The following is a 12,347-nucleotide window of genomic DNA, read 5'->3' as shown; positions in this document are numbered from 1 at the left end:
GGTCCGGCGCCAGAAAATCAAAGGACCTTCACAACAACGTTACGCAGGACTGGGAACCTGGATTCCGTGACCGAATGGATCGGTGATCGGAGAAGAGATGAAGCGTTCGACAATGATGTTCGGCCTCGCCGCGCTAGCGCTCGCAGGTGGATCCACCCCCGCCAGGGCCCAGGCGCCCAAGATCAGCGGGCTGGTGCAGGTCTGGTATTCCCAGATGCTCGACAACAACCTTCGGCTGAACACGCCCTACGCCAAATATTACAATCTCCGTGGCGAGTTCACCGAGAACACGTTCTCCATCCGCCGGTCGGAAATCAAGCTTTCGGGTTCCATCACGGGGGATGTGGATTACGAAGTGATGGTGGACCCCTCCATCAACACGGGCACGAGCAATCCCTCCATCCTCCAGGATGCGGCCATCGTCTATAAGATGGGCGGCGGATTCGAGGCGAAGCTCGGCCAGTTCAAGAATCTGCAGACCTATGAAGGAGTCACCTCCTCCAGCGAAATCATGTTCGCGGAGCGGGCTCAGCTCGCGCGCCAGTTCGGCGACAAACGCGACCGCGGCCTGGCTCTCAGCTATGGTTTCGGCGACCCGAAGGAATTCGGCGGCAAGGCCACCCTGGCCTTCCTGAATGGCATGAACGACTCGGTCTCCGGCAAGGGGAATGACACCAACGGCCAGAAGGATCTCGTCGCGCGCCTGGACCTGAATTACGGCAGGACCATGAAGTTCGGCCTCTACACCTTGCAGGGCTCCACCGACCAGGCCGACAAGGGGGGGCTCGCGGGCAAGACCTTCGCCGGCGCCGCTGCTGCGCTGCCCACGGCCGTCCAGATCCTCGACAACAAGGACAAGACCACCAATATGGGCGCCTTCTACGTCTACCAGGACACCACCTGGCTGGTGTCCGCAGAGCTGATGACAGGCTTGCTGGGCCGCCGCTTCGCCTCCGTGGGCGCCACCGGGGCCGCCGCGCGCCAGCACCTGGACCAGAAGTACATGGGCTACTGGCTGACGGGGGGCTACACCACCGGCAACCACACCTTCCTGCTGCGCTATGACACCGCCAACTACAACTCCGGCGACAACTGGTACACCGCCTACAACCCCTACAAGGAGAGCGCGCCTGGAGTTTCGCTGGGCTCGGATTTCACGCCGAAGTACACGGAGATCAGCGCCGGGTACCTCTATGCGTTCAAGCCCGAAAAGCTCAAGGCCGCCAACATCAAGGTCAACTACGTCACCCGCAGCAAGAATTTCCTGCTTCCCCGCGCCAGCACAGGCCAGACGGGCGAACATGGCGGAGACACCCTGGTCGTGGCCTTCCAGGTGGCCTTCTGAGCCATTGCTCTGCTCAGGTTTTCATAAAAAAGCGCGGCCCTTCGGGGCCGCACTTTTTTGCTGGCAGGCCTTTCGCACGCCCTCACCCTTGAGCGACGCGGTGTTCCTCGATGAGGGACTTGACCACATCGGGCTCGGCCAGGGTGGAAACGTCGCCCAATCCCTCATATTCGCTGGCGGCGATCTTGCGCAGGATGCGCCGCATGATCTTGCCGCTGCGGGTCTTGGGGAGCCCGGCGGCGATGTGGATGATATCCGGCGCGGCGAAGGCGCCGATGGCCTGCCGCACCTGTTCCTTGAGCATGCCGATGAGCTGCTCGGGATCCTCTTTGCCGAATCCCGAATTGAGCAGCACATAGCAGTAGATGCCCTGGCCCTTGAGCGCGTGGGGGTACCCGACCACCGCGGCCTCGGCCACGGCTTCGTGCGCCACCAGCGCGCTTTCCACCTCGGCGGTGCCCAGCCGATGCCCGGAAACATTGATGACGTCGTCGATGCGGCCCGTGATCCAGTAGTAGCCGTCCTCGTCGCGCCGGGCCCCATCGCCGGTGAAGTAGTAGCCGGGGTATTGCGTGAAATAGGTCTCGCGGAACCGCTTGTGGTCGCCGAACACGGTGCGCGCCTGGCCGGGCCAGGGCGTTCCCAGGCACAGCGCGCCGGTGACTCCGTTGCCTTCCAGGACCGCTCCCGTCGCCGGGTCCACGATGACCGGCTTCACGCCGAAGAAAGGGAGCGTGGCGGAACCCGGCTTCGAGGGCGTCACGCCCGGGAGCGGCGTGATGAGGATGCCTCCGGTCTCGGTCTGCCACCAGGTGTCGACCACTGCGCAACGGCCCTCTCCGATGATGTCGTGGTACCAGCGCCAGACTTCCGGGTTGATCGGCTCTCCGACGGTTCCCAGGATGCGCAGGGATTTCCGGCTGTACCGCTGGACCCATTCATCTCCCGCCTGGGCGAGGGCCCGGAGCGCGGTGGGGGCGGTGTACAGGATGTTCACGCCGAGATCATCCACGATCCGCCAGTAGCGGCCTGCGTCCGGATAGAGCGGCGTGGACTCGAAGACCACGCTCGTGGCCCCGTTCGCCAGGGGCCCGTACACGATGTAGCTGTGGCCCGTCACCCAGCCGATGTCGGCCGCGCAGAAATAGATGTCGCCGGGATGGTAGTCGAATACCAGTTTGTGCGTGTAGGCGGCGTAGGTCATGAAACCGCCGGTGGTGTGCATGAGGCCTTTGGGTTTGCCTGTGCTCCCGGAGGTATAGAGGACGAACAGCGGATCCTCCGATCCCATCCATTCGTGCGTGCAAGTGCTGCGCTGCCGTGAACACTCATCATCAAGCCAATGGTCCCGGCCAGGTTCCATGTCCACGTCGCATTCCGTGCGGCGGGCCACCAGCACGGTCTCCACGAAGGACATGCCCTCCACGGCGCGGTCCACCGTCTTTTTAAGGGGCACCTTGCGGCCGCCGCGAAGGCCCTCGTTGGCCGTCACCACCACCTTGCAATGGGCATCGACGATGCGGTCCCGCAGGGACTCCGCCGAGAACCCGCCGAACACGACGGAATGCACCGCGCCGATGCGCGCGCAGGCAAGCATCGTGTAGATCAGCTCGGGGATCATCGTCATGTACAGGCAGACGCGGTCGCCCTTCTTGACGCCATGGTGCAGCAGGACGTTGGCGACGCGGCAGACGTTGTGCTTCAGTTCCCGGTAGCTGATATGGGTGTAGACGCCGGGCTCATCCTGCGCCCAGATGATGGCCGTCCGTTCGGCCAAGGCCGGCAGGTGCCTGTCCACGCAATTGAAGCAGGCATTGAGGCGTCCGCCGGAGAACCATGCGAAATCGGCTTCCGCGTAGTCCGCGTCCAGCACCGAAGTCCAAGGATGGAACCAGGTGAGGGTTTTCGCCTGTTCGCCCCAAAACCATTCCGGGTTGTCCATGGAAAGCCGGTACAGGCGCTGGTATTCCTCCATGGTCTGGAGGTGGGCGCGGTTGCGGATGTCGTCCTTGACGGGATACATGGCCTCGGACATGCGTTGGCTCCTTCCAGGTCGAAGTGGGCATCTGGGTGAGCTCCCATCATACGGGAGCGCCAGGCGGACGGCAGCAAGGCGAAGTCAGTAGGTAGGTGCGAAAGGGAATCCTGCACAAAAAAAACGCCCTCGCGAGAGGGCGTGTTACGGATCTTGCTTGTCGGCCTATTCGCCTTCAGGCTCGGCGGGTTCGGGCAGGGTGTAGTCCACCAGCTCGATGAGGGCCATTTCGGCGCCATCACCCAGGCGCGTGTCCATCTTCAGGATGCGCGTGTAGCCGCCCGGACGGGCGTCGAACCGGGCCTTGAACTCGGAGCTGAACAGCTTCTGCACGGCGGTCTTGTTGCCGAGCCGGGACATCGCCAGACGGCGGTTGGCCACGGAATCGGTCTTGCCAAGGGTGATGAAGGGCTCTGCGAATTTGCGGAGCTCCTTGGCCTTCACGATGGTGGTCTCGATGCGCTCATGGGTGATGAGGGCGATCGCGAGGTTCTTCATGAGGGCCTTGCGCTGGTTGCTGGGACGGCCCAGGCGCTTGCCGGCGACGTTATGACGCATGGTGTGGCTCCTTAGACTTCTTGCTCAAGGCGCATGCCCAAGGACAGGCCGATGCGGGCCAGTTCGTCCTTGATTTCCTGCAGCGACTTTTTGCCGAAGTTCTTGGTCTTCATCAGTTCGGCTTCGGTGCGCTGCACCAATTCACCGATGGTTGTGATGGAAGCGTTGCGTAGGCAGTTGTTGGCGCGGACCGACAGTTCCAGCTCTTCCACCGATTTGCCGAGCCAGGCGTTGACCTGCTCGCCGGACATGACCGGAGCGGACATGTCGATGTCGGCGAAGTCTTCATCCTGCCTTGCGAACACCAGGAAGTGTTCACGCAGGACAAGGGCCGCATCCGACACAGCGTCCTTGGGGGACACAGTGCCGTTGGTCCACACCTGAAGCGTAAGCTTTTCATAGTCGGTGCTCTGGCCCACGCGGGCCGGCTCGACGATGTAGTTCACGCGGATCACCGGGCTGTGGTTCGAATCCATGGGGATGAAGCCCAGGCCCAAGGTCTCGTCGTGGTTGCGGTCCGCGGTGACGAACCCGCGGTTCATGGACACGACGATCTCCAGTTCCAGGTCGCCTTCCTCGCCGAGGGTGGCGATGTGGATGTCGGGATTGACGACGTCCACGTTCTGGTTGGTGCGGATCGCGCCGGATTTGACGATGCCTTCGCCCTTGGACGACAGGGTGAGGATCTGCCGCTCGCTGCTGTGGACCTTGAAGGGCACTTCCTTCAGGTTGAGCAGGATGTGGGTGATGTCTTCCCACACGCCCGGCAGGGTCGTGAACTCGTGCTGTACGCCTTTGATGCGCAGGTGCGTGACCGCGCCGCCCTGGATGCTGCTGAGCAGCACCCGGCGCATGGCGTGGCCGACGGTGGTGGCGAACCCGCGCTCGAAGGGAAAGGCCACGAATTCGCCGTAGGTGTCGCTCAGGCTGGCCTGGTTGACTTCGGCGAAGCGCGGGCGCTGGAAATCGCTGAGGTTCAGCATGGTCTCCCCTCCCTTACTTGCTGTAGAGCTCGACGATCAACTGTTCGTTGATGTCAAGCGTGATGTCTTCCCGGGTGGGAGACGCGATGACTTGGCCGCTGAATGCGCCACCGTCGAGAGTTAGCCACTTGGGGATGCCGCGGCCTGCCGCGGTCTCCACGGAGGTCTTGACGCCTTCGTTGGCTTTCGCGCGCTCGCCGAGTTCGATGCTGTGGCCGGTCTTGGTCTGGAAAGAGGGGATGTCCACCCGCTTGCCATTCACCTTGACGTGTCCGTGCATGACCATCTGGCGGGCGGCGGCCCGGCTGGGGGCGAGCCCCAGGCGGAAGATGACGTTATCCAGCCGGCTTTCGAGGAAGCCCAGCAGGTTGTGTCCCGTGACGCCTTTTTTCGCGTCGGACTTTTCGAAGTAGAGGCGGAACTGCTTTTCGAGCACGCCGTAGATGCGCTTCACCTTCTGCTTTTCGCGGAGCTGGAGGGCATAGCCGGTGGGCTTCTTCAATTTGCCCGCACCATGCTGGCCGGGCAGTTTGCCCTTGCGGGTCTCGAAGGAGCACTTCTCCTTGAAGCAGCGTTCGCCCTTCAGGTAGAGTTTCATGCCTTCGCGGCGGCAGAGGCGGCAAACGGCGTCATTGTAACGAGCCATGGAATGTCTCCTCTAGTTTAGACGCGGCGCCGCTTGGGCGGGCGGCAGCCGTTGTGGGGGATGGGGGTGACGTCGCGGATGCTGGTCACGGAGATGCCGGCGGCGTTGATGGCGCGGATGGCGCTCTCGCGGCCTGCTCCCGGTCCCTTGACCCGTACGTCGGCGCTGCGGATGCCATGTTCCTTGGCGGCCTCGGCGGCCACGCCTGCGGCCACCTGGGCGGCAAAGGGCGTGCCCTTGCGGGTGCCTCGGAAATTCTGGTTCCCGCTGGACGCCCAGGCGAGCATGTTCCCCATGGGGTCGGAAATCGAAATGATCGTGTTGTTGAAGGAGGCCTGGACATGCACCACGCCGTGGGGCACGTTCTTCTTTTCCTTCTTCTTGACCACCTTCTTGCCGGCGGTCCGGGTCTGTGTCTTAGCCATGTCGGATCCTTAAGCTCTACTTCTTCTTGCCGGCGACGGTCTTGCGCTTGCCCTTGCGGGTCCGCGCGTTGGTGTGGGTGCGCTGTCCGCGGACCGGAAGGCCCTTGCGGTGGCGCAGGCCACGGTAGCTTCCGATATCCATCAGCCTCTTGATGTCCAGGTTGATGTTCTTGCGGAGATCGCCTTCGACGGTCTCGTCGGTGGTGATCACCTTGCGGATGCGACCCACCTCGTCCTCGGTGAGATCCCGCACCTTCGTGCCGAACTCCACCTTGGCCTTGGTGAGAATGGTGTGGGCCTTGGCGCGGCCGATCCCGTAGATGTAGGTCAGCGCGATCTCGATGCGCTTACCGACGGGAAGGTCAATGCCTGCGATGCGTGCCATTGATGCTCCTTATCCCTGACGCTGCTTGTGCTTGGGGTTCTTCTTGCAGATGATCCGGATGATGCCTTCACGGCGGACCACTTTGCAGTGTTCGCACAGCTTCTTGACAGAGGGCCGAACTTTCATGGGTGACCTCTCGATTAAAGGTTAATTGTTGAAAAACGGCTCACTTGAAGCGGTAGATGATGCGGCCGCGGGAGAGATCGTACGGGGTGACCTCGACGAGGACCCGATCGCCCGGAAGGATGCGGATGAAGTTCTTGCGCATCTTGCCGCTGATGTGGGCGAGCACCTGATGCTTGTTCTCCAGTTCGACGCGGAACACCGCGTTGGGCAGGGATTCGACCACTGTGGCTTCGAGCTCAATGGCTTCTTCTTTGCTCAAGCGGACTCCGCGAACAGCTGAACCAGGGATTCAAACACCTGTTCCGGGGCGAGATTGCCGTCCACGGAACGGAAGTTCGGTTTGCGCTCGTAGAAGCCCAGAAGCGGCTGGAAGGTGGCGTTGAATTCCGCCATCCTGCTGCGGAAGGCTTCCGCGGTATCGTCGGACCGGTGCTTCAGCGGGCTGCCGCAGAGGTCGCAGATGCCGTCTTGCTTGGGGCGCTTGGTTTCCACGTGGTAGATGGCGCCGCAGTCGTTGTTGCTGCATACGCGGCGGCCCACCACACGGGCCTCTAGCGCTCCATCGGGGACTGCGACGCTCAGCACGTGCCCAAGTCCGATCATCTGGGTGGAGAGGAATTCCCCCAGTGCCTCGGCCTGTTGAAGGGTCCGTGGATAACCGTCGAACAAGACATCGCCTTCGAACCCCTGTCGCAGCCGCGCAAACACGAGCCCGTTGACGGTGTCATCGTCCACCAATTTGCCACTGGCCATGATCGCTTTCGCTCTCAGGCCAATCTCTGTTCCTTTCGAAACAGCGTCTCTTAGAATATCACCAGTTGATAGGTGGTTCAATTTGAACTTTTCCACCAGGCGTTTCGCCTGGGTCCCTTTTCCGGAGCCCGGAGGCCCGAGCAGGATGTGCACTCTCATCAGGCGTTCTCCGACCGGGTGCTGAGCCGGGAACCCGGGCCTGCCGATGGAGCGACCCCGGAACGGGTCCGCACGCGCCCCTTTTCCAGGAAGCCGTCATATTTGCGCATGATCTGGTAGCTCTCGATCTGGGCCACGGTATCCAGCGCGACGCCCACCACGATCAGCAGCGAAGTACCGCCGTAGTAGAAATTGATGCCCGAGATGCTGTTGGTCAGGATCAGCGGGACGATGGAAACGATGCCGAGGTAGATGGCGCCGACGAAAGTCAGCTTCGACAGGATGCCGTCGAGGTAGGCCGCGGTTTCCTTGCCTGGCCGGATGCCGGGGATGTACCCGCCGGACTTCTTCATGTTGTCGGCGGTCTCGTCCGGATTGAACACGATGGAGGTGTAGAAGAACGCGAAGAACATGGTCACGCCGATGAAGATGAGCGTGTAGACCCAGAAGTGGCTCCGCGGATTCACCCAGTCGGAGGCTTTCGCGAGGAATTCCCACTTGAAGAACTGGGCGATGGTGGCCGGGAAGAAAATGATGGAGCCCGCGAAGATCACCGGCATCACGCCGGCGGTGTTCACCTTCAGGGGCATGTAGGAGCTGCGCTGGCTCGCCATGCGACTGGCATCGGCGCGCCTCGCGTAGTGGATGGGGATGTTGCGGTAGGCGCTCTCGATCATCACCACGGCGATGAGCACCGCGAACATGGCCGCGAACAGGAGCAGGAAGATGCCGGGCGGGGGTACTGTCCCGGTGTTCGCCAGCGAGTCCTTGAACAGCTTGCCAAGGGTCGTCAGGCCCGCCGGAAGCCCGGCCACGATGCCTGCGAAGATCAGGAGCGAAATGCCGTTTCCCAGGCCGCGCTGGGTGATCTGCTCGCCGATCCACATCACGAAGATGGAACCCACTGCGAGCGTGAAGGCGGCCATGATCCGGAAGCTGGTGCCGGGATTGGCGACCACGTCGGTGCCCAGGCCCTGGGCCAGGGACGCCACGCCGAGGCCCTGTACGAAGGCCAGGCCGACCGTGATGTACCGGGTCCATTGGTTGATCTTCTCGCGGCCCGCCTCGCCTTCCTTCTTCTGGAGCTGCTCCAGCTGGGGAACCACGGCCCCCATGAGCTGCAGCACGATGCTGGCGGTGATGTAGGGCGTGATGCCCAGCGCGAAGATCGAGAATTTCTTGAAGGCGCCGCCCGAGAATAGGTCCACCACGTTGAACAGGTCCCCGGCCTTGCCGAGGTTCTTCACGAGGTTTTCCGCGTTGACGCCCGGCACGGAGACATGGACCCCGAAGCGGTACAGGGCCAGCAACGCGAAGGTAAACAAGATGCGCTTGCGGAGTTCGGGGTTTTCCCAGAGCTGGCGGAATCGGTTCATCCGGTCGTGGCCTTTTTAGGCCTGCGCCGGGGCGCAGGGCTCTTGGATTTCTTCGATGGTGCCGCCCTTGGCCAGGATGGCCTCGCGGGCCCCCTTGGTGACGCGGTCGGCCACCACGGTCACCTTGCAGGTGAGTTCGCCCTTGGCCAGCACGACGATCTTCTGGATGCGCGATTTGAGCAGTTTCTTGTCGCGGAGCGCCTCGATGGACACCTTCTCGCCGTCCTTGAAATAGGTCGAGATGAAGGCCAGGGTCACTTCCTGGGTGGGAATCGCGAAGATATTGGTGAAACCGCGCTTGGGGAGGCGGCGGTGGAGCGGCATCTGCCCGCCCTCGAAACCGCGCTTGTGGCTGTAGCCACGGCGGGATTTCTGGCCTTTCTCGCCGCGGGTCGCGGTCTTGCCCATGCCGGAGCCCTTGCCCCGGCCCACGCGCTTGCGGGACTGGGTGGCGCCTGGGGCCGGGCGGAGTTCGTTGAGTTTCATGACGTTCTCCTCTAACCCTTGACCGTAATGTCAATAAGGTGGGGCATCAGCTTGAGCATCCCGTGGACATTGGCGGTGTACACACACTCGCGGGTGTCGCCGGGGCGCTTCAGGCAAAGGGTCTGGGCAAAAGCCTTGTGCTTGGGCACGGTGCAGATGATCGAGCGGCGGAGCGTGATGACCACGTTCTTGCCGATCAGGGCCTTGCTGGGCGGGTTCTGCTTGGGCTGGTTTGGCATCTTAGGCCTCCGCCTGGTCCAGACCGCGGTTGGTCATGACCGTGTAGGGGTCCATGAGAGCCGCAAGACCCTGGAATGTGGCGCGAACCACGTTGTGAGGATTGCTGGAACCGAGGCTCTTGGTCAGGACGTTGTGGATCCCCGCTGCCTCCATGACGGCTCGCACCGCGGCGCCGGCGATGATGCCCGTGCCCTGGGGCGCGGGCTTCATGAGCACCGAGCCCGCGCCGAAATGGCCCTGGATCGGATGCGGCAGGCTGCCGTTGGGGGTCACCGGGACCTTGATCATGTTGCGCTTGGCGCTCTCGATCCCCTTCTTGATGGCCGAAGGGACCTCGAGGGCCTTGCCCAGGCCGAAACCGACCCGGCCATTGCCGTCGCCCACCACCACCAGCGCCGAGAAGGAGAAGTTCTTGCCTCCCTTGACGACCTTGGTGACGCGGCCCACGTAGATGACCTGGTCCTTGAATTCGCTCTGCTGTTCAGCAGCGCCCTGGCTGCTGTGTCTGTCGCTGCGCTCGTTCGCCATTCCCTTAGCTCCTCAAAACTGCAGCCCGGCTTCGCGGGCGCTGTCGGCGAGCGCTTTCACGCGGCCGTGATAGAGATAACCATTGCGGTCGAAGACCACCGCCTTGATGCCCTTTTCCTGCAGACGGGCGGCGATGCTCGCTCCCACCGCCTTGGCGGCGTCGATGTTCGCACCGTTGGAGAGCTTGGCGCGCAGATCCTTCTCCAGGCTGGAGGCGGAAGCCACGGTGACGCCCTTGGAGTCGTCCACGGCCTGCACGTAGATGCGCTTGAGGCTCTTGTAGATCGTGAGGCGGGGACGTTCCGCGGTGCCCGAGAGCCGCCCGCGGATCCGGGCCTTGGTCTTTTCGCGCCGCGAGGCGAGGTTTCTGAGTTCGGTTGATGTGGCCATGGCTCCCCCCTACTTTCCGGTCTTGCCGGCCTTGCGGCGGATGACTTCGCCGGTGTACATGACGCCCTTGCCCTTGTACGGCTCGGGTTTGCGGAACTTGCGGATGTCGGCAGCCACCTGGCCCACCAGCTGCCGGTCGCTGCCGGTCACCACGATATGGGTGGCCTTTTCGACCTGCAGGGCGATGCCCGCGGGGGCTTCGTAGAAAATGGGATGGCTGTAGCCCAGGTCGAGGCGCAGTTTCGCGCCGTCCATGGCGGCCTTGTAGCCGACGCCGACCATGTCCAGCTCCTTCTTCCAGCCCTCGGTGACGCCCTGGACGGCGTTGTTCACAAGCGCGCGGGCGAGGCCGTGGAAGGCGCGGGTCTGGGCCTGCTCGTCGGCCCGCAGGAAGGTGATGGAGTCGGCCTTGATGTCGAGGCTGATCCCCTTGGGGATCGGGCAGTTGATCTTGCCCTTGGCGCCTGCGACCACGGCCTCAGCCCCGTTGACTGTGACGGTCACGCCCTTGGGCAGAGTCACGGGCATTTTTCCGATTCGAGACATGTTGGAATCCTTAGATGAGGGCTCAGGTCAGGGCCTGTCGCCCATTTCAGGAAAAAGGGTTGAAGGGCGGCTACCAGACATAGGCGATGATCTCGCCGCCGACGTTCTGCTTCTGGGCATCCTTGCCGGTCATCACGCCCTTGGGCGTGGTGAGGATGGAGATGCCGAGGCCGCCATGCACTTCGGCGATCTCATGCACCCCGGCGAAGATGCGCAGGCCCGGACGGGAGATCCGCTTGATGCCGTGGATCACGTTGGCCTTGTCCTTCAGGTACTTGAGGTTGAGGACGAGGTAGTTCCGGCCTTCGTGCTCGACGGCCTTGTAGGAGTGGATGTACCCCTCCTGCTTCAGGATGGCGGAGAGGTTCTCCTTCATCTTGCTGGCGGGCACCACGACGGCCGTGTGGCCGGCCATGATGCCGTTGCGGATGCGGGTCAGGTAATCGGCAATAGGATCTGTGTACATGGTTGCCCCTTACCAGCTGGACTTCTGCACGCCGGGCAGTTCGCCGGCCAGCGCATGTTTACGGAAGCAGATGCGGCACAGCTTGAACTTGCCGATGTAGCCCCTGGAACGGCCGCAGCTCAGGCAGCGGTTCCGGTGCTGGGTCGAGAATTTCGGTGGCTGGCTGTCTTTGTACATCTTCGCGATGCGGGCCATGTCTAATCTCCTGCTACTTACGGAAAGGCATGCCGAGCTGGGTCAGCAGGGCGCGCGCTTCGGCGTCGTTCTTGGCAGTGGTCACGAAAGTGATGTTCATGCCCTTGAGCTTGTCCACCTTCGCGAAGTCGATTTCCTGGAAGATCAACTGGTCCTTGATGCCCAGGGTGTAGTTCCCGCGTCCGTCGAAGGAGCGGGTGGGGACGCCGCGGAAGTCGCGCACGCGGGGCAGGGACAGCGCGATGAGGCGGTCCATGAATTCCCACATGCGGGGCCCGCGCAGGGTGACCATGCAGGCGATGGGCATGCCCTCGCGCAGCTTGAACTGGGCCACGCTCTTCTTGGACTTGCGGACGATGGCCTTCTGCCCGGCGATGGTGGTGAGCTCCTCGACGGCCACATCCAGGATCTTGATGTTCTGGATGGCTTCGCCGACGCCCATGTTCAGGACGATCTTTTCGAGCTTCGGCACCTGCATGATGGAGCCGAAAGCGAATTCCGACTGGAGGGCCGGAACCACCTTGCTGGAATAATGGGCTTTCAGGCGGGGCACAGGATGCTCTTGTGCTTTGGACATTGCTTCCTCCATTTCCGAGGGCGCAGGGGCCCCGGGGTTCGGGAGAGCGAGGAGGCTTGGGTCGCACGCCGGGCACCAATTGGCGCGGCCGCTTCCCGTTTCCCCTCAACCTCAGGTTTTCAAACGAG

At 62.7% G+C, this 12,347-nt stretch carries 19 protein-coding genes; 1 reads left to right on the top strand and 18 read right to left on the bottom strand.

The genetic code is table 11. The annotated features are described in order from the left end of the window. Positions 1 to 97 precede the first annotated feature (97 nt). Positions 98 to 1,345 carry a hypothetical protein gene (locus IPQ13_05020; protein ID MBL0210261.1) on the top strand — a complete coding sequence of 416 codons (1,248 nt, stop codon included), beginning with the start codon at positions 98 to 100 and terminating at the stop codon, positions 1,343 to 1,345. An 82-nt stretch (positions 1,346 to 1,427) separates the two neighbouring features. Here the strand turns inward: IPQ13_05020 and acs are convergent, their stop codons facing one another. From acs to rplE, 18 genes are all read right to left on the bottom strand, one after another. Next, entirely contained in the window at positions 1,428 to 3,380 is a 1,953-nt protein-coding gene (gene acs, locus IPQ13_05015) for an acetate--CoA ligase (protein ID MBL0210260.1), read from the bottom strand. A 165-nt stretch (positions 3,381 to 3,545) separates the two neighbouring features. After that, positions 3,546 to 3,938, bottom strand: a complete 393-nt coding sequence (gene rplQ, locus IPQ13_05010) for a 50S ribosomal protein L17 (GenBank protein MBL0210259.1) — start codon at positions 3,936 to 3,938, stop codon at positions 3,546 to 3,548. Positions 3,939 to 3,949: 11 nt separating this feature from the next. After that, the gene (locus IPQ13_05005; GenBank protein ID MBL0210258.1) at positions 3,950 to 4,921 is read right to left on the bottom strand and encodes a DNA-directed RNA polymerase subunit alpha; all 972 of its coding nucleotides are present in this window, start codon (positions 4,919 to 4,921) and stop codon (positions 3,950 to 3,952) included. 13 nt (positions 4,922 to 4,934) lie between these two features. Beyond that, positions 4,935 to 5,567: a 30S ribosomal protein S4 gene (gene rpsD, locus IPQ13_05000; GenBank protein MBL0210257.1), complete on the bottom strand. Its 633-nt coding sequence runs from the start codon at positions 5,565 to 5,567 to the stop codon at positions 4,935 to 4,937. A gap of 17 nt (positions 5,568 to 5,584) precedes the next feature. Beyond that, complete coding sequence (rpsK, locus tag IPQ13_04995) at positions 5,585 to 5,992, bottom strand: 30S ribosomal protein S11 (GenBank protein MBL0210256.1); 408 nt, start codon at positions 5,990 to 5,992, stop codon at positions 5,585 to 5,587. Between the two features lie 16 nt (positions 5,993 to 6,008). Next, positions 6,009 to 6,377, bottom strand: a complete 369-nt coding sequence (rpsM, locus tag IPQ13_04990; protein MBL0210255.1) for a 30S ribosomal protein S13 — start codon at positions 6,375 to 6,377, stop codon at positions 6,009 to 6,011. A 9-nt stretch (positions 6,378 to 6,386) separates the two neighbouring features. Further along, entirely contained in the window at positions 6,387 to 6,503 is a 117-nt protein-coding gene (gene rpmJ, locus IPQ13_04985; protein MBL0210254.1) for a 50S ribosomal protein L36, read from the bottom strand. A 40-nt stretch (positions 6,504 to 6,543) separates the two neighbouring features. Further along, positions 6,544 to 6,762 (bottom strand): translation initiation factor IF-1, encoded by a 219-nt coding sequence (gene infA / locus IPQ13_04980; GenBank protein ID MBL0210253.1) that lies wholly within the window; start codon positions 6,760 to 6,762, stop codon positions 6,544 to 6,546. Further along, positions 6,759 to 7,415, bottom strand: a complete 657-nt coding sequence (locus tag IPQ13_04975; protein MBL0210252.1) for an adenylate kinase — start codon at positions 7,413 to 7,415, stop codon at positions 6,759 to 6,761. Before IPQ13_04975 ends, infA begins: the two co-directional genes overlap by 4 nt. Beyond that, the gene (gene secY / locus IPQ13_04970) at positions 7,415 to 8,791 is read right to left on the bottom strand and encodes a preprotein translocase subunit SecY (protein ID MBL0210251.1); all 1,377 of its coding nucleotides are present in this window, start codon (positions 8,789 to 8,791) and stop codon (positions 7,415 to 7,417) included. Before secY ends, IPQ13_04975 begins: the two co-directional genes overlap by 1 nt. Before the next feature lie 15 nt (positions 8,792 to 8,806). Continuing rightward, complete coding sequence (gene rplO, locus IPQ13_04965) at positions 8,807 to 9,277, bottom strand: 50S ribosomal protein L15 (GenBank protein MBL0210250.1); 471 nt, start codon at positions 9,275 to 9,277, stop codon at positions 8,807 to 8,809. A gap of 11 nt (positions 9,278 to 9,288) precedes the next feature. Further along, positions 9,289 to 9,516 (bottom strand): 50S ribosomal protein L30, encoded by a 228-nt coding sequence (locus IPQ13_04960; GenBank protein ID MBL0210249.1) that lies wholly within the window; start codon positions 9,514 to 9,516, stop codon positions 9,289 to 9,291. A gap of 1 nt (position 9,517) precedes the next feature. After that, entirely contained in the window at positions 9,518 to 10,045 is a 528-nt protein-coding gene (rpsE, locus tag IPQ13_04955) for a 30S ribosomal protein S5 (GenBank protein ID MBL0210248.1), read from the bottom strand. 12 nt (positions 10,046 to 10,057) lie between these two features. Beyond that, a complete protein-coding gene (rplR, locus tag IPQ13_04950; GenBank protein ID MBL0210247.1) occupies positions 10,058 to 10,435 on the bottom strand; it encodes a 50S ribosomal protein L18 in 378 nt (125 codons plus the stop codon). Between the two features lie 9 nt (positions 10,436 to 10,444). Next, complete coding sequence (gene rplF / locus IPQ13_04945; GenBank protein ID MBL0210246.1) at positions 10,445 to 10,981, bottom strand: 50S ribosomal protein L6; 537 nt, start codon at positions 10,979 to 10,981, stop codon at positions 10,445 to 10,447. A gap of 70 nt (positions 10,982 to 11,051) precedes the next feature. Next, on the bottom strand, positions 11,052 to 11,447 hold the full coding sequence (gene rpsH / locus IPQ13_04940; protein ID MBL0210245.1) for a 30S ribosomal protein S8: 396 nt from the start codon (positions 11,445 to 11,447) through the stop codon (positions 11,052 to 11,054). Between the two features lie 9 nt (positions 11,448 to 11,456). Further along, the gene (locus IPQ13_04935; GenBank protein ID MBL0210244.1) at positions 11,457 to 11,642 is read right to left on the bottom strand and encodes a type Z 30S ribosomal protein S14; all 186 of its coding nucleotides are present in this window, start codon (positions 11,640 to 11,642) and stop codon (positions 11,457 to 11,459) included. A 13-nt stretch (positions 11,643 to 11,655) separates the two neighbouring features. Continuing rightward, positions 11,656 to 12,195 (bottom strand): 50S ribosomal protein L5, encoded by a 540-nt coding sequence (gene rplE / locus IPQ13_04930; protein MBL0210243.1) that lies wholly within the window; start codon positions 12,193 to 12,195, stop codon positions 11,656 to 11,658. Positions 12,196 to 12,347 lie beyond the last annotated feature (152 nt).

It is taken from the genome of Holophagaceae bacterium (assembly GCA_016720465.1).
Taxonomy (GTDB): Bacteria; Acidobacteriota; Holophagae; order Holophagales; family Holophagaceae; genus JANXPB01.
The sequence above is the reverse complement of the archived record's forward strand: the minus strand, read 5'-3'. Positions and strand labels throughout refer to the sequence as shown.